Annotated in this window: 20 protein-coding genes; 6 read left to right on the top strand and 14 right to left on the bottom strand. The window is 71.8% G+C overall.

The annotated features are described in order from the left end of the window. Nucleotides 1-61 precede the first annotated feature (61 nt). From HD601_RS17490 to HD601_RS17480, 3 genes are read left to right on the top strand one after another with little or no spacing between them, the layout of a single operon-like run. Nucleotides 62-2323 (top strand): sialidase family protein, encoded by a 2262-nt coding sequence (locus HD601_RS17490; RefSeq protein WP_184823939.1) that lies wholly within the window; start codon nt 62-64, stop codon nt 2321-2323. A 20-nt stretch (nt 2324-2343) separates the two neighbouring features. Then, nucleotides 2344-3108: a metallophosphoesterase gene (locus tag HD601_RS17485; RefSeq protein WP_184823937.1), complete on the top strand. Its 765-nt coding sequence runs from the start codon at nt 2344-2346 to the stop codon at nt 3106-3108. A gap of 23 nt (nt 3109-3131) precedes the next feature. Beyond that, nucleotides 3132-3506, top strand: a complete 375-nt coding sequence (locus HD601_RS17480; RefSeq protein ID WP_184823935.1) for a VOC family protein — start codon at nt 3132-3134, stop codon at nt 3504-3506. A gap of 146 nt (nt 3507-3652) precedes the next feature. Here the strand turns inward: HD601_RS17480 and HD601_RS17475 are convergent, their stop codons facing one another. The 7 genes from HD601_RS17475 to HD601_RS17445 are packed head-to-tail and all read right to left on the bottom strand — an operon-like array spanning nt 3653 to nt 12663. Then, the gene (locus HD601_RS17475; protein WP_343076421.1) at nt 3653-4408 is read right to left on the bottom strand and encodes an SOS response-associated peptidase; all 756 of its coding nucleotides are present in this window, start codon (nt 4406-4408) and stop codon (nt 3653-3655) included. A gap of 19 nt (nt 4409-4427) precedes the next feature. Continuing rightward, nucleotides 4428-6875 carry a protein translocase subunit SecD gene (gene secD / locus HD601_RS17470; RefSeq protein ID WP_184823931.1) on the bottom strand — a complete coding sequence of 816 codons (2448 nt, stop codon included), beginning with the start codon at nt 6873-6875 and terminating at the stop codon, nt 4428-4430. A gap of 22 nt (nt 6876-6897) precedes the next feature. Next, nucleotides 6898-7857 (bottom strand): ABC transporter permease subunit, encoded by a 960-nt coding sequence (locus HD601_RS17465; protein WP_184823929.1) that lies wholly within the window; start codon nt 7855-7857, stop codon nt 6898-6900. Between the two features lie 13 nt (nt 7858-7870). Further along, on the bottom strand, nt 7871-8821 hold the full coding sequence (locus HD601_RS17460; protein ID WP_184823927.1) for an ABC transporter permease subunit: 951 nt from the start codon (nt 8819-8821) through the stop codon (nt 7871-7873). Further along, on the bottom strand, nt 8818-9864 hold the full coding sequence (locus tag HD601_RS17455; protein WP_184830001.1) for an ABC transporter ATP-binding protein: 1047 nt from the start codon (nt 9862-9864) through the stop codon (nt 8818-8820). The genes HD601_RS17460 and HD601_RS17455 overlap by 4 nt, the downstream gene beginning before the upstream one ends. After that, nucleotides 9864-10871 (bottom strand): ABC transporter ATP-binding protein, encoded by a 1008-nt coding sequence (locus HD601_RS17450; protein ID WP_184823925.1) that lies wholly within the window; start codon nt 10869-10871, stop codon nt 9864-9866. Before HD601_RS17450 ends, HD601_RS17455 begins: the two co-directional genes overlap by 1 nt. A gap of 1 nt (nt 10872) precedes the next feature. Beyond that, complete coding sequence (locus HD601_RS17445; RefSeq protein ID WP_184823923.1) at nt 10873-12663, bottom strand: ABC transporter substrate-binding protein; 1791 nt, start codon at nt 12661-12663, stop codon at nt 10873-10875. Nucleotides 12664-12815: 152 nt separating this feature from the next. On the opposite strand from HD601_RS17445, the gene HD601_RS17440 reads away from it, so the two are divergent. After that, a complete protein-coding gene (locus tag HD601_RS17440) occupies nt 12816-13499 on the top strand; it encodes a response regulator (RefSeq protein WP_343076420.1) in 684 nt (227 codons plus the stop codon). Further along, nucleotides 13499-14932: a HAMP domain-containing sensor histidine kinase gene (locus HD601_RS17435; RefSeq protein WP_246401432.1), complete on the top strand. Its 1434-nt coding sequence runs from the start codon at nt 13499-13501 to the stop codon at nt 14930-14932. Before HD601_RS17440 ends, HD601_RS17435 begins: the two co-directional genes overlap by 1 nt. 405 nt (nt 14933-15337) lie before the next feature. Here HD601_RS17435 and HD601_RS17430 read toward each other — a convergent pair whose 3' ends face one another. The 7 genes from HD601_RS17430 to HD601_RS17400 form a co-directional block, all read right to left on the bottom strand. Next, on the bottom strand, nt 15338-15625 hold the full coding sequence (locus tag HD601_RS17430) for a hypothetical protein (protein ID WP_184823917.1): 288 nt from the start codon (nt 15623-15625) through the stop codon (nt 15338-15340). Nucleotides 15626-15673: 48 nt separating this feature from the next. Beyond that, nucleotides 15674-16933, bottom strand: a complete 1260-nt coding sequence (gene mmsB, locus HD601_RS17425; RefSeq protein ID WP_184823915.1) for a multiple monosaccharide ABC transporter permease — start codon at nt 16931-16933, stop codon at nt 15674-15676. Beyond that, entirely contained in the window at nt 16930-18477 is a 1548-nt protein-coding gene (gene mmsA, locus HD601_RS17420; RefSeq protein WP_184823913.1) for a multiple monosaccharide ABC transporter ATP-binding protein, read from the bottom strand. Before mmsA ends, mmsB begins: the two co-directional genes overlap by 4 nt. A gap of 79 nt (nt 18478-18556) precedes the next feature. Next, on the bottom strand, nt 18557-19675 hold the full coding sequence (gene chvE, locus HD601_RS17415) for a multiple monosaccharide ABC transporter substrate-binding protein (protein ID WP_184829999.1): 1119 nt from the start codon (nt 19673-19675) through the stop codon (nt 18557-18559). A gap of 151 nt (nt 19676-19826) precedes the next feature. Continuing rightward, nucleotides 19827-20498 (bottom strand): DUF305 domain-containing protein, encoded by a 672-nt coding sequence (locus tag HD601_RS34865; protein WP_184823911.1) that lies wholly within the window; start codon nt 20496-20498, stop codon nt 19827-19829. 43 nt (nt 20499-20541) lie between these two features. Beyond that, the gene (locus tag HD601_RS17405; RefSeq protein WP_184823910.1) at nt 20542-22617 is read right to left on the bottom strand and encodes an LVIVD repeat-containing protein; all 2076 of its coding nucleotides are present in this window, start codon (nt 22615-22617) and stop codon (nt 20542-20544) included. A 147-nt stretch (nt 22618-22764) separates the two neighbouring features. Beyond that, on the bottom strand, nt 22765-23718 hold the full coding sequence (locus tag HD601_RS17400) for an FKBP-type peptidyl-prolyl cis-trans isomerase (protein ID WP_184823907.1): 954 nt from the start codon (nt 23716-23718) through the stop codon (nt 22765-22767). Between the two features lie 232 nt (nt 23719-23950). Between HD601_RS17400 and HD601_RS17395 the strand changes: the two genes are divergently transcribed. After that, nucleotides 23951-25225, top strand: coding sequence for an MFS transporter (locus HD601_RS17395; protein WP_184823905.1), 1275 nt, complete (start codon nt 23951-23953; stop codon nt 25223-25225). Nucleotides 25226-25230: the final 5 nt, after the last annotated feature.

Below are 25230 nucleotides of genomic sequence, written 5' to 3'. Positions count from 1 at the left end.
GTCGCCGACCAAAGGTATGGAATGACATTCCACTCATTGCCGAGTGTTGGGAGTCCCCCTCATGCCCACCCGCTTCTCCGGCCTCGTCGGCGGTCTGGTCGGCTTCGGTGCGGCCGTCGTCCTGCTCAGCACGACCCTCGGCGGCCCCGCCCCGCTGGACGATGCCGCCGTCGACCCCGTCGCCGAGACCCCCGACGGCGCGATCAACCCGCTGCCCGCCGGTGACGGCCCCGCGGCCGACGCCTCGGTGACCGGCGTCGGCCCGGAGTGGAACGTGCTGAACTGGGGCCCGGGGCCGCGCGCCGCCGTGCCCGCCTCGTTCGGCTACGACACCGTCGTCGACGGGCGGACCGAGCAGAAGATCTTCGTGTCGACGCAGGCGAACGACGACGTCGCCGCCGCCGACTCGATCGTCAACATGTCCACATCGGAGGACTCCGGCGTCTCGTTCCTCACCACCGAGCGCAACTACCCGACGACGGCGCTGAACATGACCCGGCTGCCCGACGGGTCGCTGTTCGCCGTCGATTTCATCCCGGAGTGGGGCGACAGCACGCGCACCTGGGTGAACCTGCTGTCCTGGCGGTCGACAGACGGCGGGCAGACCTGGGAGCGGATCAAGGGCCGGTTCACCCCGCCCGACGGCGAGCAGTTCGCCGGCACCGACCGCGGCCTGCGCGTGCACCGGGTGCCGCGGGTCCTGGCCGACGGCGCGATCGTCGTGCCGGTCTACACCGTCTACCGCTCGATGCCGCGCCGGATCAGCGCGTTCCTGCAGTCCACTGACGGCGGCCTGACCTGGACGCAGCGCTCGTTCGTGCCGTCGAGCATCGGCACCAACGAGGTCGGCTGGGGCTACACCCAGGACGGCCGGCTGATCTCCGTCATGCGGACCGAGGGCGAGACCCCGGCGCGGCTACGGGTCAGCTGGTCCAGCGACGACGGCCACACCTGGACGCCGTCGCAGCCGCTACTGGACCCCGACGGCGCGCAGGTCGTGGGCATCTACCCCGACGTCGTGCTGCAGCCCAACGGGATCATGCTGATGAGCACGGGCCGGCCCGACAACCGCGTCTACGTCGACTACGACGGCACGGGCGAGACGTGGGACGAGGTCCGCAACGTCTTCACCCTCTATCCGTCCGACACCGGTAACGGCCGCTACGACGGCTCCAGCGGCAACCAGTCGATGACGAACGTCGGCGCCAGCCGGACGATGTTCTTCGGCGACAAGTGCCACGTCTGGGGCTGCAAGGCCTACAACGAGCAGTACGGCGTCGTCGCGGTGCTGATGAACGCCGTCACCGACGGGGTCGGCAAGATCGACGTCGCGTCGCAGCTGGCCGCCGGCGTCGCGACGGTGAGCGGCGACTTCGCCGCGGCCGACCCGCGCTTCCCCGAGCAGCGGCCCGAGGGCGCGTTCGACGGCAGCTCCCGGCCGCACTCGGCCGCGGTGCTGTCGGGCACCGCCACGTCGACGATGACCCTGAAGCTGGACCGTCCCTACTTGATCGACCGGATCGGGCTCATGCTCGGCGACGGCCAGCCGCTCGACGCGAACGTGCAGCTCTCGCTCGACGGCCGGCGCTGGGGCAAGCCGGTGGTGCGGACGGTCGACAGCCGCGACCACGCCATGCGCTACACCGACTTCGCCGCGGAGCGGGCGCAGTACGTCCGGGTGACGGTGCCGGCCGGCACGACGCCGATCACCGAGCTCGAGGTCTACTCCAGCGACGTGCAGACCTTCGAGAACGACCCGATCTACGGCATCCCGCGCGGCTTCGTCGACGCGAAGAACACCACCGTCAACGACCAGGAGCTCGAGGGCTGGAACAGCAGCTCGTCGCTGCGGCTGTTCGACAAGTTCCTCGACGACAACGCGACGGCCACGAAGCCGACGGAGCCGGTGGAGCACCAGCGGGCGACGTTCGCGTGGAGCACCAACGACTTCCGCGGCCCGTTCACGTTCGCGGTCGAGGGCGTCGCGGGCGGGGCCGACGGTGACGCCGTCACCCCGTGGCGGTTCCGGCTCGTGCCCGGCGCGAACGCGACGACGCCGCCGTCGCTCGAGGTGTCCGACGGGTCCGCCTGGACGCCGGTTGGGCGACTGAACGCCGTCGTCCCGATCAACACCTGGGTGCCGGTCACCGTCGACACGACGACGTCGTCGGCGACCGTGACGATCGGGACGCAGGAGTTCAGCACCTCGGTGACCGCCGCGTCCGCCGATCGCCTCGCCGGGCTGACGTTCACCACCGGCGACCCGATCGCCTACGGCATGTCGTTCTTCATCGACGACCTCAGCATCGGGGCCGCGTCGTAGGCGTCTCGTAGGGTGGGACGGTGATCCTCGCGCATGCCAGTGACCCCCATGTCGGCAGCATCCACGACGAAGCCCTGCTGTCGGCATGGCGGTCGCTGCCCGGCGCGCTCGACGGCGTCCGGCCCCGGCCCGGCCTGCTCATGCTGACCGGCGACCTCACCGACCACGGCACCGCCCCCGAGTACCGCCGCCTCGACGACCTGCTGTCGGGGCTGGACGGGCTCGGGGTGCGGTGCCGGGTCGTCGCCGGCAACCACGACGACCCGGCGGTTCTGCGCGAGACGCTGCCGCACCTGTTCGGCGAGGTGGCCGACGACGCCGGCTCCCCCGCCGTCTGGACCGAAGTGGTCGACGGCGTGACGCTGGTCGGGCTGGACAGCTCGTCCGGGACGCTGGGCGCGACGCAGCTCTCGTGGCTGGACGGCGTGCTGGCCGCGGCGACCGGCCCGGTGCTCGTCGCGCTGCACCACCCGCCGTTCCCGACCGGCCTGCATCAGCTCGACACCGAGTGGCCGCTGGTGGACGCCGCCGCGCTGCGTGCCGTGGTGGCCCGGCACCCCGTAGTCGCCGGCGTCCTCTGCGGCCACGACCACCGCCACATCGCGACGGTGCTCGACGGCCGGGTGCCCTTGGTCTCCGCGCCGGCGCTGTCGTGGCGGCCGCGCCTGGACCTGCGCCCCGGCGAGCCCCTGACGCCGTCGCCGTCGCACGAGCCGGCCGGTCTGCTGATCCACGTGGTCGACGAGCTCGGCCTGCGGACCCACCACCTCCCGCTGGCGCACTGAGCCCGCCCGTCTAGGGTGGGGCGATGGCACCGGTGAGGCAGATCCAGGTCACGTTCGACTGCGCGGACCCCGAGCGGGTGGCCCGGTTCTGGTGCGACGTACTCGGGTACGTCCTTCCCGACGGCTATGCGTCAGCGTGCGTCGATCCCCATGGCGTCGGCCCGCGGCTGTACTTCCAGAAGGTTCCCGAGGGCAAGGTCGTCAAGAACCGGGTGCACCTCGACGTGCGGGTCGGCACCGGGCTCGTGGGCGAGGAGCGCCTCGCCGCCCTCGAGGCCGAGTGCGCTCGGCTCCTCCCCCTCGGCGCGACCCGCCTGTACCTCCTCCCCGCCGACGACGAGAACGAGTCATGCCTCGTCATGCAGGACATCGAGGGCAACGAGTTCTGCCTCGACTGAGCCGGGCGCCCCGGGTTTCCGATGAGGTCCGGCCTGCCCGCCGTCGAGCCTTGGCACGCCGGAGCGTTGCACACACTGGGGCAATTCAGACAGGCAAGGTCGCCGCCGGCGTGCCAAGGGGTCACCGCGGGCGTGCCAAGGCTCCGCTAGGAGCCGAGCAGGTCGGGCTGGGCGGGCAGGTACTCCTCGGCCAAGCCGGGGTGGTTGTTGCGCACGTTGCCCACCTCGGGGCCGACAGGGCGGGCGACCAGTCCGGCCCCCACCGAACCCGCGGCGGACCGAGCCAGATCGAGCACTCCGGCGGCGTCCTCGTTGCCGCGGTCCAGCCAGTCCCCGAGCGTGTCCGCCGTCAGGAACACCGGCATCCGGTCGTGGATGTGAGCGAGCTCCGGAGCCGGGGTCGTCGTCAGCACGCTCGCCGACAGCACCCAGCGGGCCGGGTCCTCGGCCGGGACGGAGTCGTCGCGCCACCACTCGAAGACGCCGGCCATCGCCAGCCGGGCCGCGCCGCCCGGCGGGTGGATGTAGAACGCCTGTTTCCGGCCGGACCCGCCCGGCCCGCGCTGCCACTCGTAGTAGCCGCTCGCGGGGACGACGCAGCGGCGGCGTGCGACGGGGCCGCGGAAGGCCGGCTTCTCCCCCACGGTCTCGATGCGCGCGTTGATCATCTTGGCGCCGCCGGACGCGTCCTTCGCCCACGACGGGATCAACCCCCACCGGGCGGCGTGCAGCTGCCGGGTCCGCTCGGGCGGCTCGTCGGTGCGCTCGAGGACGACGGGGACGCGGTCGGTCGGGGCCACGTTGAACGACGCCATCAGCTCCAGCACGCTGCCGTCGGCGATGGCGGCGAACTCGGCCGCGAGGTCGTCGATGGACGCGTCAGCCACATACCGTCCGCACACGTCCCCGATTGTCCCCCACTCACACGACGGCGCCGGAGTGCCGTACCGTCTCGGGACGCGGCTCCCGGCGGGACGGCGACCGGCCCCGGTCCCGGCCGCCGCGCCGCCCATCCCACCGGACCAGCAGCGGCACCGCGATGAAGATCGACGAGTAGGTGCCGGCCAGGATCCCCACGAACAGCGCCAGCGCCAGGTCCTGCAGGGTCTGCGCACCGACGGTGACGGTGCCGGCGATCAGCATCCCGGCAACGGGGAGCAGCGCGATCAGCGACGTCGACACCGACCGGAGCAGGGTCTGGTCGACGGCGCGCCCGGCGGCGGCCGCGTAGGAGACGCCGTTGCCGCGCCGGCGGGTGTTCTCGCGGACCTTGTCGAAGACGACGACGGTGTCGTACAGCGAGTAGCCGAGGATGGTGAGGACGCCGACGACGGTGGCGGGTGTAACGGTGAGCCCGGCCAGCGCGTAGACGCCGACGGTGATGAGCAGGTCGTGCAGCAGCGCGACGAACGCGGCCAGCGCCATGAGCGGCGCGAACGCGATGGACAGGTAGCCGACGATCAGCACCGCGAACACCGCCAGCGCGACGACCGCCTTGCGGGTCACGTCGTGTCCCCAGCTCGGCCCGATGACGTCGGTGGTCACGTCGTCCGCGGACACGCCGGCCACCTCGGCGACGTCGCCCCGCAGGTCCGCCGCCCGGTGCGCGTCGTCCTTGCCGATCTCTACGACGATGCTGCCGTCGCCCAGCTCGCGCACCTGCGAGTCGGCGACGCCGTCGGCCGCGAGCACGTCCTGGACCTCGGACACCGTCGCCGACCCGCCGTGGGTCTGGATGATCGCGCCGCCCTCGAACTCGACGCCCAGGTTCAGCCCACGCGCGAACAGGCCGCCCACGGCCAGCACGATCACGACGCCACTGATCGCGAACCAGCGGCGGGTGTGCCCCACGACGTCGATCGTCGCGTCGCCGCGGTGCAGCCGGTCACCCAGCGAGGTGCGAGGCCGCCCGCCCGCGAACCGCAGGCCGGACCACCGGCCCCGCAGCCACCACCCGCGCACCGCGTACGCCACCACGGGCCGCGTGAACAGGAACACCACGAGCACGTCGATGACGGTGGCCAGGCCCAGCGCGAACGCGAACCCGCGCACCTGGTCCGCCGACAGCACGTACAGGACGGCCGCGGAGAGGAACGAGACGGTGTCGGCGACGAGGATGGTGCGGCGTGCCCGGCGCCAGCCGTACTCGACGGCCGATCGCGCCGTCCGGCCGTCGCGCATCTCGTCGCGGATCCGTTCGAAGAACACGACGAACGAGTCCGCGGTGATGCCGACGGCGACGATCAAACCGGCGATCCCGGCCAGCGACAGCCGGTAGTTCACCTGCGCCCCCAGCAGCGACACCGCCGCGTACGAGCAGCCGGCGGCGAGCACCAGGCTGGCGACGGCGATGACGCCCAGGCGGCGGTAGTACGCCAGGCAGTAGAGGACGACCAGCCCGAGCCCGATGACCCCGGCCACCAGCCCGGCCGTCAGCTGGGTCGAGCCCACCGTCGGCGAGATCGTGCTGACCTGGCTCTTCTCGAACGCCAGCGGCAGCGAGCCGTAGCTGAGCACGTGCGCGAGGTCGGTCGCCTCCTGCCGGGTGAACGTCCCGGTGATCTGCGCCCGGCCGCCCGTGATGGCCTCGTCGATCCGCGGCGACGACACCACCAGCCCGTCCAGGACGATCGCGATCTCGTTCTTCGGCGCCGGCTGACTCACGACGGCGGTGGTGGCGTCGGCGAACTGCTTCGTCCCGGCGTGGTCGAACTTCAGGTCGACCTCCCACCCGCCGGCCCCACCAGCCGGCACCCCGGCCTGCGCGGCGGACAGGTCGGTGCCTTCGACGACCGCCGGGCCGAGCACGTACTTCGCCGTGCCGTCCCGGTCGCAGGCGGCGACGGCGGCATCGGCGGCGGCCGTGTCCCCACCCTGCCGCGTCGCGGGGTCGGTGCAGTCCAGCGCGTCGTAAGCGGCGGCGACATCAGCAGCGACGCCGTCGCTCGCGGCCGTCGTTCCCGCGGGCTGTACCGCAGGCGGCCCCGTCAGGAGGGTCGGGCGGAACCGCAGCAGCGCCGTCTGCCCGATGAGGTCGACCAGCCCCTGGTCGTTGCGCCCGGGCACCGTCACCACGATCTGGTCCGAGCCGCGCACCGCCACCTCGGCCTCGGCGACGCCGGTGCTGTTGACCCGCTGCCGGATGATCGCGACCGCCTCGTCCAGGGAGGCCCGGGTGACGCCCTCGTCCGAGCCCTTCGGGGGTGACGCCGTCAGCGTCACGCTGGTGCCGCCGGCGAGGTCGACCGCGAGCCGGGGCTTCACGGCTCCGGCGAGCAGCATGCCGGCGACCACCAGCACGAGCAGCGCGGCCAGCGCGATGAGCGGCCGTCCGGGCCTCGGGATGCCGGGCGGGCGGGAGTCGGGCATGCGGGTTCCTCCGGGTTCCGGTTCAGTGCAGTCGCACCCGCGGGTCCAGACCCGCGTAGGCGACGTCGACGACGATGTTGGCCAGCACCACGGCCGCCGAAGCCACCAGCACGATCCCGATGATCACCGGGAGGTCCTGGCGGGTGATGGCGTCGACGGCGGTGTTGCCGAGCCCTGGCAGGCTGAATACGGTCTCGGTGACGACGGCGCCGCCGACCAGCTGGCCGAGGTCGATGCCGAACTGCGTCACCACGGGGGTCAGCGCGGCCCGCAGGCCGTGCCGGTAGACGACCCGCCGCTCGGTGATCCCCTTCGAGCGGGCGGTGCGGATGTAGTCCTCGCCCAGCACGTCGAGCATCGACGCGCGGGTGAGCCGGGTGTAGGTGGCCGCGAGCAGCAGCGCCAGGGTGATCCAGGGCAGCACCATGTGCTGGAACCAGGCGGCCGGGTCCTGGGCGAACGGCACGTACCCGCCGGCCGGGAACCAGGACACCCCGGCCAGGGTCAGCTGGTAGTAGAAGGCGTAGAGCAGCAGGATGCCGAGCAGGAACGGCGGCATCGAGTAGAAGAACAGCGCGAACGCGGTCAGCCCGCGGTCCGACGCCGACCGCGGGTGCGTGGCCGACACCACCCCGTTGAAGACGCCCAGCCCCAGCCAGATGATCGACGCCCCGAGCACCAGCGACAGCGTGATCGGCAGCGCCTGCGCGATGATGTGCGTCACCGGCACCTGGTGGTAGTAGTCGTACCCGAGGTCGCCGCGCAGCGCCCGGCCGATGAAGTCGAGGTACTGCTTCCAGACCGGCTGGTCCAGGCCCAGGCGGTGCTGGATCAGCGCGATCGTGTCCGGGGTGGCCTGCCGTCCGGCCAGGGTGCGGGCGACGTCGTTGGGCACCACGAAGAACAGCGCGAACACCGCGAGCGTGATGAGCCAGAGCACGACCAGGCCCTGCAGGACGCGGCGGACGAGGAAACGGGTCACGGTGCGCCTCCCCTCACCGGCGAAGCGTCTGCTCGAGACGCGGGTCGAACGCGTCGCGGACGCCGTCGCCGAACAGGTTGAAGGCCAGCGTCGTGACGAGCAGCGCGGCGCCGGGGAAGACGACGAACCACCACGCCGTCGTGTAGTAGTTCTGCGCCGAGCTGATCATCCCGCCCCAGTCGGCCGTGGGCGGCGGCAGCCCGAGGCCCAGGAACGACAGCGTCGCCTGGGTCACGATCACGACCGGCACCAGCAGCGTCGTGTAGACGATGACCGGCGCGAGCACGTTCGGCAGCACGTCGACGAACATGATCCGGACCGGCCCCGCGCCCAGCGAGCGCGCCGCCTCGACGTACTCGCGCTCGCGGATCGACAGCACCTGGCCGCGGACGATGCGGGCCACCGACGCCCAGCTGAAGAACCCGATGAGCAGCACCGTCACCGTCATGCTCGGCCCCGTCACCGACACCAGCGCGATCGCGACCAGCAGGAACGGCACCGACAGCACGACGTCGACGATCCGGGCCAGGACGGTGTCCAGCCAGCCGCCGACGTACCCGGCCGCCAGCCCGACGAGGACGCCGATCACGACGGTCAGGCCGGTCGCGACGACACCGACCAGCAGCGAGACGCGGGCGCCGTAGGCGATGCGGACGAGGATGTCGCGGCCGAGGTCGTCGGTGCCGAGCCAGAACGTGCGGCTCGGCGCCGTCGGCAGCCCCTCCGGCGAGAGCCCGATGTCGCGGTACTGCTGGTTCGGCGGGTGCCCGGTGACGGCGGCGACCAGCGGCGCGGCCAGCGCCAGCAGGAGGATCAGCACGATCACCAGCAGCGAGATCATCGCGACGCGGTCGCGGCGCAGCCGGCGCCAGGCCAGCGCCCAGGTGCCCTTGCCCTGGATCGGCTCCAGCCCCCGCCCGCCGGTGCCGATGTCGAGCGCCGCCGCCGCGGCCTGCGCGTTCACGCCACACTCCGGGGTGCCGACGGCGTCACCGTCAGGTCCTCGCCGGCGCTCAGCGGGTGCCAGCACGCCGTGGCGTGGACAGCCGGGTCGCCGAGCACCGGCAGCAGCGGCGGTTCGGTGAGCGCGCAGTCCTCCTGCGCCTTCGGGCAGCGCGGGTGGAACCGGCAGCCCGAGGGCGGCGCGACCGGCGAGGGCACGTCGCCGCCGAGGATCACCCGGCGGCGGCTGTCGGCGGCGTCCGGGTCGGCGACGGGCGCGGCCGACAGCAGCGCCCGCGTGTACGGGTGCCGCGGCCGCTCGAACAGCACGTCGACCGGCGCCACCTCGACGATCTTGCCGAGGTACATGACGGCGATCCGGTCGCTGACGTGCCGCACCACCGAGAGGTCGTGCGAGATGAACACGTAGGTCAGCCCGAAGTCCGCCCGCAGGTCGGCGAGCAGGTTGATGATCTGCCCCTGGATCGACACGTCCAGCGCCGACACCGGCTCGTCGCAGATCAGCAGGCGCGGCCGCAGCGCCAGTGCCCGGGCGATCCCGATGCGCTGGCGCTGGCCACCGGAGAACTCGGCCGGGAACCGGTTGTAGTGCTCCGGGTTCAGCCCGACCAGCTCCATCAGCTCCTGGACCCGGCGACGGCGTTCGCGGCGGTCGGCGAGCCCGTGGATCGCGAACGGGTCGCCGATGATCGCGCCCACCCGGCGGCGCGGGTTCAGCGAGCCGAACGGGTCCTGGAAGATCATCTGCAGGTTCCGGCGCAGCGGCCGCATCCGCGCGCCGGACAGGTGGGTGATGTCCGCGCCGTCGAAGACGACCCGGCCGCCGGACGGTTCCAGCAGCCGGGCCACGCAGCGGGCCAGCGTCGACTTGCCGCACCCGGTCTCGCCGACCAGCCCCAGGGTCTCGCCGGGCGCGACCTCGAGGCTGACGCCGTCGACCGCGTGGATGACCCCGCCGGGACGTCCCGTGAGCGCGGACGCCCCGGCGGGGAACTCTTTGACCAGCCCCTCGACCCGCAGCAGCGGCCCGGTGTCGGTGTCCATCACGCCGCCTCCTCCGGGTGCTCGAGCGACTCGCGGCGAGGCCGGTCCACCGGCAGCCAGCAGGCCGACAGGTGCCGGGGGTCGTGGAGCACCCCGGCCAGCGGCGGAGCCTCCACCCAGCAGCGGTCGAAGGCGTACCGGCAGCGCGGCGCGAACGGGCAGCCCGGCGGCAGGCCGATGAGGCTCGGCGGGGTGCCGGGGATCGGCCGCAGCCGCCCCTTCGCCTCGCCGCGCACCGGCAGCGACGTCAGCAGGCCCTCGGTGTACGGGTGGTGGTAGCGGTAGAACAGCTCGCGCCGCGGCGCCCGCTCCATGGCCGCGCCGGCGTACATGACGACGACGTCGTCGGCGAGCTCCGCGACCACGCCGAGGTCGTGGGTCACCATGATGATCGCCGTCCCGAAGTCCTCCTGCAGCCGGCGCATCACGTCGAGCACCTGCGCCTGGACGGTGACGTCGAGCGCCGTCGTCGGCTCGTCGGCGATCAGCACCTGCGGCGAGAGCGCCATCGCCATCGCGATCATCACGCGCTGGCGCATGCCGCCGGAGAACTGGTGCGGGTAGTCGTCCAGCCGCGCCCGGGCCTGCGGGATGCCGACCAGGTCCAGCAGTTCGGCGGCGCGGCCGGACGCCTGTGCGCGGGTCGTCGACGGCTCGTGCGCCCGGATGATCTCCTCGATCTGCCAGCCGACCCGGTGGTACGGGTGCAGGCTCGACAGCGGGTCCTGGAAGATCATCCCGATGCGGGCGCCGCGGACTTCCCGCAGCTCCTCCTCGCCCGCCGTCAGCAGGTCGACGCCGTCGAGCCTCACGCTGCCCTCGACGGTGGCGCCGCGCGTCAGACGGGTGAGCGTCTGGACGGCGACCGACTTGCCCGAGCCGGACTCCCCCACCAGTCCCAGCGTCGACCCCGCGGCCAACGTGAAGGACAGGCCCCGGACGGCGCGGACCACGCCGTCCGGGGTGTCGAAGGAGACCCGGAGATCCTCGACCTCCAGCAGCGCCATGTCAGCCGCCCTGGTGGCCCTTGCTCAGCCACACGTTCGCGGGGTCGAAGTTCTGGAACGCCGGGATATAGACGGCGTTGTTGACCTGCGAGGCGTGGTAGTTGGCGTTGAACGGGTCGGTGATCGGGAAGAACACGGCGTCCTTCATGACCAGCTGGTCCGCCTGCGACCAGAGCTTGGCCGCGTCGTCCGCCGTCGCCGCCTCGGACGCCTGCTGGATCAGCGCGTCGAGGTCGGGGTTCTCGTAGAGGCCGAAGTTGCTGCCCGCGGGCGGGAACGACGGCGGGCCGGAGAACAGCGGCTTGAAGAACGACAGCGCCGCGTCGCCGTACCAGTCCGGGCCCCAGCCGGCCAGCGCCAGGTCCCAGGTGCCGCTCTGGGCGACCGACGGGACCTGCACGTACTTGGTGTAGAAGTCCGCGTTCGGCGACGGCAGCCCCTTGATCGTGATGCCGGCCTTCGTGAGGTCCTGCTGCACGGTCTGGAACGTCTTGCTGCTGCCCTCGGACGCGTTGCGGTACAGGAACGTCAGCGTCAGCCCGTCCGGGTACCCGGCGTCGGCCAGCAGCTGCTTGGCCTTGTCGGGGTCGTACTCGTACATGTCGGAGTCCTCGGAGCCGTTGATCTCCTTGGGGAGGACGTGGGTCAGCGGCGGCGTGACCTTGGGGCCGCCCAGCACCTGGATGATGTCGTCGCGGTTGATCGCGTACTCCAGGGCCTGCCGGACCTCGGGCTTGCTCAGCGCGCTGTCGTTGTTCGGCGAGGCCGTGTTGAAGACGATGTACGGGTTCGTCGACGACGTGTCGCCCAGGTCCAGGTTGGGGTCGTCGGCGCTCATCAGCCCGGCCAGTTGCGACGGCGGCACCTGCACGTCGAACTGCATGTCGGCGGCGTCGGTGCCGGTCTGGAGCTGCTGCTGGATGGAGTCCTGACTCACGGTCTCGTCGACGACGATCTTGTCGACGTAGGCCTTGCGGACCGGGTCGGAGTCCGGCGCCCAGGCGGTGTTGCGGACGTAGGTGATCGACTTCGTCGGCTCCCACGACTCGACCTGGTAGGGCCCGTCGGAGATCTCGTGCTGACCGAGCTCGGTGCTGCCGGGCAGGTAGTTCAGCACCTCCTTCGGCGCGGGCGAGAACGCCGGCAGCGTCAGCATGTCGACGAAGTAGGTCGCCGGGTGGGTCAGCGTGAACGTGACCGTGGTGTCGTCGGTCGCGACGACGCCGGGCAGGTCGGTGTTCTCGATGTAGTTCGCGATCGACTTGGCGTCCTGGGGCACGTTCGCGAACCCGGCGCAGAAGTCCTGGTAGCCGACGATGAGGTCGGCGAAGTCCGGCGTGCCGCCGAACGGCTGCACCGGGTTGCAGGTGCGCTTGACGCCGCGGACGAGGTCGGCCGCCGTCACCGGCCGGGCCGGGCTGGTGTTCCAGCGGGCGTCGTCGCGCATCGTGATCGTGTAGGTGAGGCCGTCGTCGCTCACGCCGCCGTTGTCCTTCGTGGGGATGTCGGTGGCGAGGTCCGGGACGGCCTCCGTGGCCTTGTTCTCGTCGGCCGGATAGGTGAACAGCTGGCGGCTCCACAGCCGCAGGTTCAGGTAGCCGACGGAGTAGTAGCTGACGTTCGGGTCCATGTAGTCCACGTCGCCCGCGCCCAGAATGTTGAGCGTTCCGCCCTTGACGGCGTCGCTCGTCGAGCTCCCGGCGGTGTTGCCGCCGTTTCCCCCGCACCCCGCGAGGGCGAGGATGCCGACCGCTCCGATCGCCGCGGCCCAGCGAGTTCTGGCGTGCCTCATGCTGCCCATTCGACGCCGGCCCCGACGGGCCGGCGGTGCGTCTGGAACGGATGTCACGGGTTCGCCATCTGCGGGACGGGGTTCGTGACGGTTGCGTGACGACACGTCATCTCCGTCACCGGATCGTCATGGGTGCGGGTGATACTGGAGACGTGACGCGCAGCGTGCTGCTCGTCGAGGACGACCAGCGGGTGCGCAGGGCACTGCGGCTGGCGCTCGAGGACGAGGGCTACCAGGTCCGCGAGGCCGGATCCGGACGCGACGGACTGGCCGAGCTGAGCCGCAACCCGCCCGACGTCGTGCTCCTCGACCTCATGCTCCCCGACCTCGACGGGTTCGCCGTCTGCCACCAGATCCGGCACACCAGCGCGATCCCCGTCATCATGGTCACCGCCCGCACCGACAGTCACGACGTCGTCGCCGGGCTCGAGGCGGGCGCCGACGACTACGTCACCAAGCCGCTGGTCGCGAAGGAGCTGTCGGCGCGCATCCGGGCGCTGCTGCGGCGCACCGACAACGCCCCGGGCGGCGCGCCCCGGCGGCTGACGTCCGGCGACCTGTCGATCGGGGTCGACGAGGGCGTGGTGACCCGGGACGGTTCGCCGGTGGCGCTCACCGAGACGGAGTTCAAGCTGCTGGCCGAGCTGGCCCTGGCCGGCGGCAAGGTGCGCAGCCGCGAGCAGCTGCTGGAACGGGTCTGGGGCTACGGCTACTTCGGCGACAGCCGCATCGTCGACGTGCACGTCCGGCGGCTGCGGACCAAGGTCGAGCGCGACCCGGCCAACCCGTCGCACGTCGTGACGGTGCGCGGCCTGGGCTATCGACTGGTGCCGTGATGGCGCGGGCCCGGCTGCGGAGGCCGTCGTGGCGGCGACCGGGACTGCGCAACCAGGTGGTGCTCTGGTTCGGGCTGCTCGGCTTCGCGCTGTCGGTGCTGTTGGCGGTGGTCGTGTGGGTGCTGCTGAGCCGGTTCCTGGCGACGGAGCAGGAGTCGACGGCGCTCACCGAGACCTCGGCCAACGCGACGGCGATCCAGCGCGGCCTGCAGGCCAGCGAGCAGGACATCGACGGGCTGCTGGCCGGGCTGCCCGCGGCCGACGGCCGGACGGCGGCGCTGCTGCGCTGGTCGGGTGACTGGCATGCGACGCCGTCGGGCCTGGACCCGTCGTCGGTGCTGCCGGACGACCTGCTGTCGACGGTGGAGGGCGGGCGTCCGGCGCAGTCGCGTGTCTCCGTCGACGGGACGACCCAGCTGGCGGTGGCGCTGCCGCTGAGCCGCCCCGACGACGTGTACGTCGAGCTGTACTCGCTGTCATCGTTGAACCGGGTGCTGCTCCTGCTGGCGGTGAGCCTGGTCGCGGGGGTCGTGCTGACGACGGCGCTCGGGCTGGCGGTCGGGCGGGCGGCCGGACGGCGGGCGCTGCGGCCCCTCGCGTCGGTCACGCGGTCGGCGGCGGCGATCGCGGGCGGTGACCTGGGCGCCAGGTTGGAGGCCGGCGACGACCCGGACCTCATGGAGCTGGCCACGTCGTTCAACCGCACCGCCGAGGCCCTGCAGCGCCGCGTCGAGGCCGACACCCGCTTCGCTGCCGACGTCTCGCACGAGCTGCGCACTCCCCTGACGACCATGCTCAACTCGATGGACCTGCTGCAGGCCCGGCGTTCGGAGCTGCCCGAGGCGTTGCGCGAGCCGCTGGAGCTGCTGGCCGGCGAGCTGGAACGGTTCCGGCGGCTGGTGCTCGACCTCCTGGAGATCTCGCGCGACTCCTCGTCCGACGCCGACGACCAGGGCGCCCGCGAGATCGTCGTCATCGGCGACCTGGTGCGGTACGCCGCCGACACGGCGGCCGGCCGGCCCGTCACCGTCGTCGACGACGATGTGGCCGACGTGCTCGTGCGGGCGGACAAGCGGCGGCTCGAGCGGGTCATCGCGAACCTCGTCGACAACGCCGAGTCGCACGGCGGCGGCGTGGTCGCTGTCCGGGTCGCACTCGGCGCCGAGTCGGGGTCCGGTGTGCGGGTCGAGGTCGACGACGGCGGCCCCGGCGTCCCGGCCGACCGTCGGGAGCGGATCTTCGAGCGCTTCGCCCGCGACGGCGTCAGCGGCGGCCGCGACGGGCGCGGCGTGGGCCTCGGCCTGGCGATCGTCGCCCGCCACGTCCAATGGCACGGCGGCACCGTCTCGGTGGTCGACCGCCCCGGCGGCGGCGCCCGCTTCGTCGTCGACCTCCCCGTGGTCCGCTCCTCCTCCGCCGGCTGGCGCCCCTGAGTGCCCCCTCCCCGTGATCATCAAGGATCCGACCACCTATAGGGGGTCGAATCCTTGTTGATCATGGAGAAGGTCGGCTCAACAGCGCCTCGGGAGCCGACCTTCTCCATGATCAACAGTGAGCGGCCGGCGGAACTGGACCACAGCGAGACCAATGGCCGAACCCCACAGCGCGACCGTCAGCGGCCAGCGCAGAGAAAGAACAGCGGGTCTGAGGGCCGGGTCCATTCCGGGGAGGGGGCCCTGGTGCTGTGAAAGGCGAGGGCGCGGCGGCGCGGGTCAAGTCCAGCGCCTCCACCCCCGCGGCGAAGCAACCACCACGCGCGCAGACTTGAGGCGCGCCGCCGCGCCCTCGACAATCGAGACAGCAGGGGCCCGACCCACGTCAGCACCCCACGCAGAACCTCAGGGGACCGCAGAACCTTCTTCGGCCGACACCAGCTCGGCGATCGCGCTGAAGAACTCCGCGATCCCCGGCAGGTTGGCACCCTTCTCCCGCGACGCCGCGAAGTCCTCCGGCGACGCCCACGTCACGATGTCCAGCCACTCATCGCCGGGCAATCGCACCAACAGAGCAGAGACGAACCCCGCACGGTCCGCGCGGAAGTCGGCGAGCATGGCCGGGCGGGCGGCCAGGAGGCGGTCGGCGTTCTCGGGCAGGACGCGGAAGCGGGTCAGCTCCACTGTCGTCATCGGGGTCTCCTCGGTCGCATGACGGCCCTCCGAACAGCGAGGACCGTCTTACCGAACCGCGCCGCCGCGCCGCTTGTTCCAGATGTCGAAGGCGACCGCCAGCATGAGGACCAGACCCTTCACCACCGACTGCACGGACTGGTCGACGCCCATGAGCTGCATGCCGTTGCTCATGACGGCCATGATCAGGCCGCCGACCATGGCGCCGACGACGGTGCCGACCCCGCCCGTCACCGCCGCCCCGCCGATGAACGCGGCCGCGATCGCGTCGAGCTCGAACATCGTGCCGGCCGCGGGTTGCGCCCCGTTGGACCGCGAGGAGTAGATGACGCCGGCGACGGCGGACAGGAAGCCCATGTTGACGAAGATCCAGAAGTTCACCGTCCGCACCCGCACGCCGGACAGCAGCGCCGCGGACAGGTTGCCGCCGATCGCGTAGACCTGACGGCCGAACACCGTCTGCTTCGTGACGACGGCGTAGGTGATGACCAGCACGCCGAGGATGATCAGCACGATCGGCAGGCCGCGGGCGTGCGCGAGCTGCCAGGCGAAGGACATGACGACGGCGCCGACGGCGAGCACGCGCGCCACGAACAGCGGGAACGACTCCACCGGCTGGCGGTAGCGGATGCGAGCGACCCGGGTCCGGAACCCGCTGATCGCGTAGCCCGCCACCGCGAACGCGCCGATGAACAGCGTGAACGCGTCGTAGCCCTGCCCGCCGAGCAGCCCGTTGAGGAAGCCGTTGGCGACCCGCTGGTACTCCGAGGGGAACGGCGACAGCGAGATGTTGTCGAGTACCTGCAGCGTGAGGCCGCGGAACAGCAGCATGCCGGCCAGTGTCACGATGAAGGCCGGGATGCCGACGTAGGCCACCCAGAACCCCTGCCAGGCGCCGACGGCGACACCCACCAGCAGGGCGACGACGATGCCGGCCCACCACGCGTAGCCCTGCTGGATCACGATGACGGCCGACACCGCACCCGTCAGGGCGACGACCGAACCGACGGACAGGTCGATGTGCCCGGCGATGATGACGATGACCATCCCGATGGCCAGCACCAGGATGTAGGAGTACTGCAGGACGATGTTCGTGATGTTGCCCGGGCTCAGCAGCACGCCGTCGGTCAGGATCGCGAACAGCGCCACGATCACCACGAACGCCACGTAGATGCCGCTCTGGCGCATGTTGCGGGTCACCAGCGTGCGCAGGTTGCTGGTCCCGGTGTGCAGGGCAGCGGCCTGGGCGCTCTCCGACCCGGAGCGCTCCCCGCGATCCTCGGCCGGCGGTCGCTGTGTGCTGGTCATGCGGCCCGCTCCCTGTCCTGGGTCATGAGTGCCATGAGGTTCTCCTGGGTCGCCTCGGCGATCGGCACCTCGCCGGTGATCCGGCCGGCCGCGAGCGTGTAGACCCGGTCGCAGACGCCGAGCAGCTCCGGCAGCTCGGACGAGATGACGAGGACGCCCTTCCCGGCGGCCACGAGCCGGTTGATGATCGTGTAGATCTCGTACTTGGCGCCGACGTCGATGCCGCGGGTGGGCTCGTCGAGGATCAGCACGTCGGGGTCGGCGAACAGCCACTTCGCCAGCACGACCTTCTGCTGGTTGCCGCCGGACAGCTTGCCGACGGCGGTCATCACGCTGGTCGTGCGGATGCCCAGGTAGCTGCGGCTCTCCTCGGCGACGCGGATCTCCTCGTTGCCGTCGACCCAGCCCCGGCTGGCCAGCTTGCGCAGCGCGGCCGCGGAGATGTTGCGGCGCACGTCCTCGATGAGGTTGAGGCCGTAGCGCTTTCGGTCCTCGGTGGCGTAGGCGATGCCGTTGTCGATCGCCTCGGACACCGACCGCGCCCGCACCTCGCGGCCGCGCACGAACAGCCGGCCGCCGATGTCACGGCCGTAGGAGCGGCCGAAGACGCTCATGGCGAGCTCGGTGCGCCCGGCGCCCATGAGCCCGGCGATGCCGACGACCTCGCGCGCGCGGACCGTCAGGCTGACGCCGTCGACGACCTTGCGATCCTGGGTCGGGTGCCAGACGGTCCAGTCCTCGATCCGCAGCACCTCGTCGCCGGGGTGGCTCTCGCGGTCGGGGTAGAAGCTCTCGAGGTCGCGCCCGACCATGCCGCGGATGATCCGCTCCTGGCTGACCTCGCCGGCGTCGTCGACACCCGGGCGCAGCGTCTCGACGGTGCGGCCGTCACGCAGGACGGTGATGGCGTCGGCGATCGCCGTCACCTCGCCCAGCTTGTGCGAGATGAGGATGCACGTGATCCCCCGCTCGCGCAGCCGCCGCAGCAGGTCCAGCAGGTGTGCCGAGTCGGTGTCATTCAGCGCCGCGGTCGGCTCGTCGAGGATGAGCAGCCGCACCTCCTTGGACAGCGCCTTGGCGATCTCGACCAGCTGCTGCTTGCCGACACCGAGCTGGGCGACCGGCGTGACGGGGTTCTCGTCCAGCCCCACCGAGGCCAGCAGCTCGGCCGCCTCGGCGTTGGCGCGGTTCCAGTCGATCAGTCCGGCGCGGCCGCGTCGCTCGTTGCCGAGGAAGATGTTCTCGGCCACCGACAGATACGGCACCAGCGCGAGCTCCTGGTGGATGATCACGACGCCGACGGCCTCGCTGTCGCGGATGCCGTGGAACCGCCCGGGCGCCCCGTCGAACACGATCTCGCCGTCGTAGGAACCGGCCGGGTGCACGCCGGACAGGACCTGCATGAGCGTCGACTTGCCGGCGCCGTTCTCGCCGCAGATCGCGTGGATCTCGCCGCGCCGCACCTCCAGAGAGACGTTCTCGAGCGCCGTCACGCCCGGGAAGGTCTTGGTGATGCCGCGCATCTCGAGGATGGTGTCGTCCATCGCCGTCCTCACCGTCGGCCGGGCCGGCCCGGTGGGTGTGCCTCCACCGGGCCGGCGATCGGGGGTCTGCCGTACGGGATCAGCTGTCGGTCTGGCCGGCGGCCACTTCCTCAGCCGTGTAGTACCCCGAGTCGACGAGTGCTGTCTGGATGTCGTCCGCGTACACGGTCTCGACCGGCAGCAGGAACGACGGGACCACCTTGACGCCGTTGTCGTAGGTCTCGGTGTCGTTGGCCTCGGGCTCCTCGCCGGCCAGGAACGCCTCGGCGGCGACGACAGCCTGCTCGGCCAGTAGCCGGGTGTCCTTGAAGATCGTGGAGTTCTGCACACCGTCGTCGATCAGCTTCACCGACGCGATCTCGGCGTCCTGTCCGGTCACGACCGCCATGGGGCTGGCCGCGGCGCCGTAGCCGGCGTTCTGCAGGGCGGTGATGATGCCGCGCGAGAGGCCGTCGTACGGCGACAGCACGCCGTCGACGCGCGAGCCGTCGTTGTAGCTCGACGTCAGCAGGTCCTCCATGCGCCGCTGCGCGGTCTCCTGCTGCCAGCGCAGGATCGCGACCTGCTCGATGCCGGTCTGAGCGGACTTGACCACGAGCGAACCGTCGTCGATGAACGGCTGCAGCGTGTCCATCGCGCCGTCGAAGAAGAAATGCGCGTTGTTGTCGTCGAGCGAGCCGGCGAACAATTCCACGTTGAAGGGGCCGGTGGCCTCGCCCGGCGCGCCGTCGGCGGTCTGCAGGCCCAGCCCGGTGAGCAGCGCCTCGGCCTGGGCGACGCCGACCCGGTAGTTGTCGAAGCTGACGTAGAAGTCGACGTTCTCGCTGTCGCGGATCAGCCGGTCGTAGGCGATGACGGGGATGTCCGCGTCGGCGGCCGCTTGCAGCTGGCTGCTCAGCGCCGTGCCGTCGATGGCGGCGATGATCAGGACGTCCGCGCCCTGCGTGATCATCTGGTCCACCTGCTGCGACTGCGTGGGGATGTCGTCGTTGGCGTACTGCAGGTCGACCTGGTAGCCGAGCTCCTCGAGCTGCTCCTCCACGGCGTCGCCGTCGGCGATCCACCGCTCCGAGGTCTGCGTGGGCATCGAGACCCCGATGGTGAGGTCCTCGGGCGCGGCGGACTCCTCGGTGTCTCCGCCCGCCCCCTCGCCGCCGCACGCCGCCACCGAGAGGGCCAGCACGGCGCCGCCGATCATCGCCACGAATCGAATGTTCACAAGGCTCTCCGCTCCGTCCGGATTGCGTAGCTTGTGAACGCTAACAGCAGATGCGAGACAAGGCAGTCACGATCCGGTAACGGGCTTGTCGTATCACATAGCCATCGCAAGTGGTACGGAGATGTACGGATCAGTCATCGAGCAGGTCGCGCATCGCCGCGATCTCGTGCTCCTGGCGCTGCGTGATCGCGGTCGCGATGTCCCGGGCCGCCGGGTCGAGACCGTTCTCGAGCACGGGAGCCGCCATGGCCACGCTGCCCTCGTGGTGGGCGATCATGAAGGTCAGGAACGTCTCGTCGAAGTCCTCGCCCGACGTGTCGGCCAGCAGGTTCATCTGCAGCGCGTTGAGCATGCCCGGCATGCCGGAGTGCGACGGGTGGCCGTCGGCGAAGGCCTCGGGCGGCGGCTGCTCCAGGCCCCGCTCGGTCAGCCACTCCTCCAGGCCGGCCGCCTCGGCGGTGAGGGTCTCGCCGATCTCCTCGGCCAGGTCGGCGACGGCGTCGTCGCTCGCCCGGTCCGGGGCGAGCTCGGCCATGCGCACGGCCTGGGCGTGGTGCGGCAGCATCCGCTGGGCGAAGTAGAAGTCGACGACGTTGTGCTCCCCGCCCTCGGGACCGTCCGGAGCGTCGGAGGGGGCGGCCGCGGCCGGCGCTGCGGAGGCCGGCCCGGCCGCGCCCGGGTCCTGGGCCGGGCCCGGGACCGCGGCGCCGGTGCCGCACGCCGTCACCCATACGGCCACGAGCCCTGAGACGACGACGGCGGCCAGCTTGCCACCCGCTGTGCCATGAGCACCCGTACGCACCGGTGCGTACGGGTGCTCATGGCAAGGGCGAGGGCCGTGCACGTCAGTCGTCCTCCGGCATCTCCACCGGCGGCGGCAGCGGCTGGGCGGGCCGCGGAGCGGGCGGCGGCGGAGGTGCGGAGAACCGCTCGCCGTGCTCGCCCCGGACATTGATCGTGCCGCCGCGCAGCTCGCCGGTGAGCGACCAGTCGCAGCCGCTGGTGCAGACGACGTGGACGCGGTCGGCCTTGCCCTGGCCGGACCGGGCGTTGTCCTGGACGCAGATGCGGAACGCGGCGTCGACGCCGTCGATGGTGCCGGTGCCGTCGAGCTGCAGCGAGTTGGCCGTCGACGGGACGGTGCCGCACCGGTCCCGGGGGCTGCCGAGGAACGTGAGGTCGTCGACCTCGACGTCGGGGACGTCGCCCCGGGACCCGCCGGTCCCCCGCACCGTCAGCCCGCCCATGATCCCGCTGTCGGTCCGCCGGGCCTGCAGGTCGAACCGCACGCGCTCGCCGTTGTCGCCGGTGACCATGCCCGCGCCCTGCACGGTCTTGCGCATGCACGGGTTGTGCTCGGGGTCGGTGATCTCGAGGATGATCAGGCCGTTCTGGTTCCAGCCGGTGTGGATGAAGCAGTTCTGCGGGTCGTACGGCGCGTCCGGCCGGGTGTAGTCGGTGCCCGTCACCGACGTCAGCGTGGGGTGCCGCGGCGCCATGAAGTACGCGACCTCCTCCGGGTTCTCGGGGTCGAGGTAGTCGACCACTCGGATGCCCTGGTTCGACGACGCGTAGAACACGTACCGGAAGCCATCGCGGTCGTCGACGGCGAAGTAGTGCGTCATGCCGGCGTGGTAGTTCTGGTCGAGCAGCGTCTGGCAGTTCTCGGCCTCGTTGACCTCGGGCGTCCAGCGCGACCCGGGCACCGTCCGCGGCGCGTTCTCGTCGCTGATGTCGATGAGCCGGGCGTAGGTGAGCTGCCGGCACGCGCCCTGGGCGCTGCCGGTGAGGGCCGGGCCCTCGTCGGTGGTGATGACGTACTCCTTGCCGTTCTGGTGCTTGGCGTAGACGGTGGCGTGGCTGGCCGCCGTCGAGCCGTCCTCGTAGCCGCCCGGGTCGGGCTCGTCGCACCAGGACAGGAAGCTGACGAACTCGAGCTTGGGGTTCGGCCGCCGCTCGGCGACGTCGGACGAGTCGAGCACCATGAGGCCGTTGGCGCACCGGCCGGGCTCGCCACCGCCGCCACCGAGGGGCTGTGTGCCGCCGTAGAGCGCGATGTAGAGGCGGGTGCCGTCCTCGTTGGTGCTGGCGTCGTGGAAGTTGTACGTGGGCGCCGTCAGGTCGCGGATCTCCGGCGGCAGGTCTCCCGTGCCGTACGTGCCGACGCGGTTCCAGGTCAGCAGCTGCTTCGGGTCGGTCGGGTCGGAGACGTCGAGGACATGGATGTCCTCGTCCAAGGGGTTGCTCAGCGGGCTGCCGCCGCCGAACTGCACGCCGTAGTAGGTGGTGCCGTCCGGGGTGAGCCAGCCGTCGTGGTTGCCGCCGGCGGTCATGGTGAAGCCCTGGAACGACGGGTTCAGGCAGTCGTTGACGTCATAGATGTCGAACGGCTTGGCGTTCTGGTATGCCCCGGCCAGGAACCCGCTCTCGGTCTGCAGCGCGGAGTACGACTGCATCATGGCCGGGGTGCGCAGGATGTCGACGATGGTGGGCTCCGACGGCACCGTGAGGTCCAGCACCATGGTGCCGGTGTCGGGGTCCTCGGGGTCCGACGGGTTGCGCATGCTCGAGTAGTTGCAGAAGCCGTACTCGCCGTTGTTGACGAACGCCGTCGAGCCGAACGCGCCGCGGTCGCGCAGCGTGTTCTGGCCGACGATGCCCATGGCGCACCAGAAGCCCTGGAAGCCCAGCGGCGCCTGCCGCTCGAAGCCGGGCACGCCGCCCTGCAGGCCGCTCTCGGGCCGGTCGCCGGGCTGGCAGTTCGCCTCCGATCCCGACGTCGCGGCCGCGGCGGGCTGCGGCCGGGCCGGGGCCGCGGACGGCGATCCGGTGGCGGCGGGGATCAACAACACCGAGAGCAATGCGGAGACGAGCGCGACGGCGGTGATCGTCGCGTTGAACCTGCGTTTCACCGGAGCCATGACGAGGATTCTCCTCTCTGAGATCCAACCCGACGTGCGCAACGTAACAAGGCGCGAATTCGCCGATCAAGACGCGCCGCGACAACTCTTCGTCAATGCCGGTCCGGCATTCATCAACAGTTCGTCAATGCGGCCGGAAATGGAGCGTCAGTAGGTTCCGATGACGTCGACGACGATGGCCAGCGGGTCGCCCGGCGTCGGCGCGAGCGGCTCCGCCATGCCCATCATGTCCATCGGCTCCTCGGTGTTGTCGTCGACGGAGACGCGCACCAGCACCCGGCTGCCGACCCGGGCGCCGGCCAGCGCGTCGGCGAGCCCGGGCAACGCGCCGGTGCCGTCGACCGGGATGGCGACCGGGGTCTCGCGCCAGCTGGAGTAGAGCACCTCGCCGGTGCTGTACGAGGCGGTGAGCACCTTGACGACGAGGTTGTCGCCGAACTCCGCGCCGTCGCCCCGGACGAGCAGCGTCGCGCCGGACTCCTCGACCGGCCAGGCGGTGGACCCGAACTCGACCACGGGTTCCGCGGCGCCCTCGCCGCTGACCGCGGGCAGCCCGTCCGGCAGCGCCTCGACCGGCTCGCCGGACACCCCCTGGTCCTCGCCGAATGCCGCGACCAGGTCGAACACGTACAGGAGCGTCGAGTTGCCGGGGATCGAGCCGGTGCTCCGCTCGCCGTAGCCCAGCGCCGGCGGGATGGACACCAGCACCCGCGACCCGACCCGCTGGCCGGCCAGGCCCTCGTCCCAGCCGGGCAGCACGGCTCCGACGCCGACCGGGAACCCGACCGGCGCACCGGTCGTGAAGGAGTTCTCGACGACGTTGACGTCGCCCTCGGCGTCCGGCGCCCAGGTCTGCCCGAGGTAGTTCGCCAGGACGAACTCGCCCGGGTCGACGACGTCCTCGCCGTCGCCGCCGGAGAGCACGTCGACGCGCAGCTCGCCCGCGGGATCGCCGTCGCCGACCCGGATCTCGGGCTCCTCGCCGAAGCCGCCCGCGACGGTGACCCCGAAGCCGTCGCCGCCGCTTCCGCCGTCGCCGGCCGAGCAGCCCGCGACCGCCAGGCAGAGCCCCGCGATGATCACGAATGCCGTTGCGCGCACCACAGCTCCTCACCGATGAGAGCAAATGAACGAGCGCCGCCCGAGTGGGCTGGAGGGGACGATATCGACCCCGGAATCGGCGCGTCAACAACGCGTCTCAACACGACGTCAACAGGGCGGCCGAGAACATCAAAGAATCATCAACGCGGGGTCATGGATGCAGCCGGAATGAGTCATGATTCACAGTCGCGGACCGGCTATTGTCGCCGTCGTGACGTCTAGAGTCGGCCTCATGCCGCTCGCGCGTGGACCCGCAGCGGCCGAGCCGCCGCCGGGCGGGTACCGCCGCGGTTCGGCCGGCTACCGGCGGGCCAGCGCGGCTGCGTTCCTGGCCGGCGCCGGCACGTTCGCGCTGCTGTACGGGGCGCAGGCGGTGCTGCCGCTGCTCTCCGACGACTTCGTTGTCTCCGCCGCGACCGCCAGCCTGGCCCTGTCGGCGGCCACCGGCACCATCGCGGTCTCGCTGCTGCCGATGAGCTCGGTGTCGTCGCGGTGGGGCACGTCGCGGGTCATGACGGTGTCGCTGGCGGCCGCCACGCTGGTCGCGGTGCTGGTGCCGCTGGCGCCGAGCTTCCCGGTGCTGCTGGCGCTGCGGGCGGCGCAGGGCGTCGCGATGGCCGGCGTGCCCGCGCTGGCCATCGCCTACCTCGGGCGGACCATCCACCCCTCCGGGCTGGGCGGGGCCGTCGGCCTGTTCGTCGCCGGCAACACCATGGGCGGGCTGTCCGGACGGCTGATCTCCGCGGCCGTCGCCGACCTGCTCGGCTGGCGGGCCGCGTTCGCCGTCGTCGCCGTGTTCGCCACCGGCTGCCTGGCGGCGTTCTGGTGGCTGCTGCCGACGCGGGCCGACGGCGACGCCGCCGCCCCGATGCGCACGGCGACCGCTGCGCGGGGGGCCGACGCCACGGCCGTCCAGCACGTCATCGCCCACCTGCGCGACCCCGTGCTGCTGCGGCTGTTCGGGCTCAGCTTCGTGCTGATGTCGGCGTTCGTCACCGTGTACAACTACCTTCCGTACCGCCTGCTCGCCGCGCCGTTCACGCTCTCGGCCGCCGTGGTGGGGCTGGTGTTCCTGGCCTACGTGCCGGGGTCGATCTCCGCCGGGGTGGCCGGGCGCGTCGGCGACCGGGTGGGCCGGCGCGCCGTGCTGTGGGCCGGCGTGCTGCTCGCGCAGATCGCCATCCTGCTGACCTGGCCCGACGTGCTCGCCTGCGTGGTCGCGGGGCTCGTGCTGTTCACGGTCGGCTTCTTCGGCGCGCACGCGTCGGCGAGCACCGCCGTCAGCGCGCGAGCGGTCCGAGGCCGGGCCCAGGCGTCGGCGCTGTACCTGACCGCGTACTACGCCGGCAGCAGTCTCGGCGGGTCGCTGAGCGGGCTGGCGTTCGCGGCGGCCGGCTGGACCGGCATCGTCGCGTTCGTCACCTGCGCGGTGCTGCTCGCGGCGGCCCTGGTCCACGGGGTCCGGCCGGGCCGCGGCGGCGCGGGACCGTCGGCGACCCGGGCATGATGGGC

Origin of the sequence: Jiangella mangrovi (genome assembly GCF_014204975.1) — a bacterium.
In the GTDB taxonomy this organism is placed as follows: Bacteria; Actinomycetota; Actinomycetes; order Jiangellales; family Jiangellaceae; genus Jiangella; species Jiangella mangrovi.
Note: the sequence above shows the minus strand (reverse complement) of the source record. Positions and strands in the feature narration are given on the sequence as shown.

Bases quoted from the DNA above. Each gene is read 5' to 3' on its own strand.
- HD601_RS17490 (WP_184823939.1), top strand. From the start codon at position 62: ATGCCCACCCGCTTCTCCGGCCTCGTCGGCGGTCTGGTCGGCTTCGGT.
- HD601_RS17480 (WP_184823935.1), top strand. From the start codon at position 3,132: ATGGCACCGGTGAGGCAGATCCAGGTCACGTTCGACTGCGCGGACCCC.
- secD (WP_184823931.1), bottom strand. From the start codon at position 6,875: ATGCCCGACTCCCGCCCGCCCGGCATCCCGAGGCCCGGACGGCCGCTC.
- HD601_RS17455 (WP_184830001.1), bottom strand. From the start codon at position 9,864: ATGGACACCGACACCGGGCCGCTGCTGCGGGTCGAGGGGCTGGTCAAA.
- HD601_RS17450 (WP_184823925.1), bottom strand. From the start codon at position 10,871: ATGGCGCTGCTGGAGGTCGAGGATCTCCGGGTCTCCTTCGACACCCCG.
- HD601_RS17445 (WP_184823923.1), bottom strand. From the start codon at position 12,663: ATGAGGCACGCCAGAACTCGCTGGGCCGCGGCGATCGGAGCGGTCGGC.
- HD601_RS17435 (WP_246401432.1), top strand. From the start codon at position 13,499: ATGGCGCGGGCCCGGCTGCGGAGGCCGTCGTGGCGGCGACCGGGACTG.
- HD601_RS17430 (WP_184823917.1), bottom strand. From the start codon at position 15,625: ATGACGACAGTGGAGCTGACCCGCTTCCGCGTCCTGCCCGAGAACGCC.
- mmsB (WP_184823915.1), bottom strand. From the start codon at position 16,933: ATGACCAGCACACAGCGACCGCCGGCCGAGGATCGCGGGGAGCGCTCC.
- mmsA (WP_184823913.1), bottom strand. From the start codon at position 18,477: ATGGACGACACCATCCTCGAGATGCGCGGCATCACCAAGACCTTCCCG.
- chvE (WP_184829999.1), bottom strand. From the start codon at position 19,675: ATGATCGGCGGCGCCGTGCTGGCCCTCTCGGTGGCGGCGTGCGGCGGC.
- HD601_RS17405 (WP_184823910.1), bottom strand. From the start codon at position 22,617: ATGGCTCCGGTGAAACGCAGGTTCAACGCGACGATCACCGCCGTCGCG.
- HD601_RS17395 (WP_184823905.1), top strand. From the start codon at position 23,951: ATGCCGCTCGCGCGTGGACCCGCAGCGGCCGAGCCGCCGCCGGGCGGG.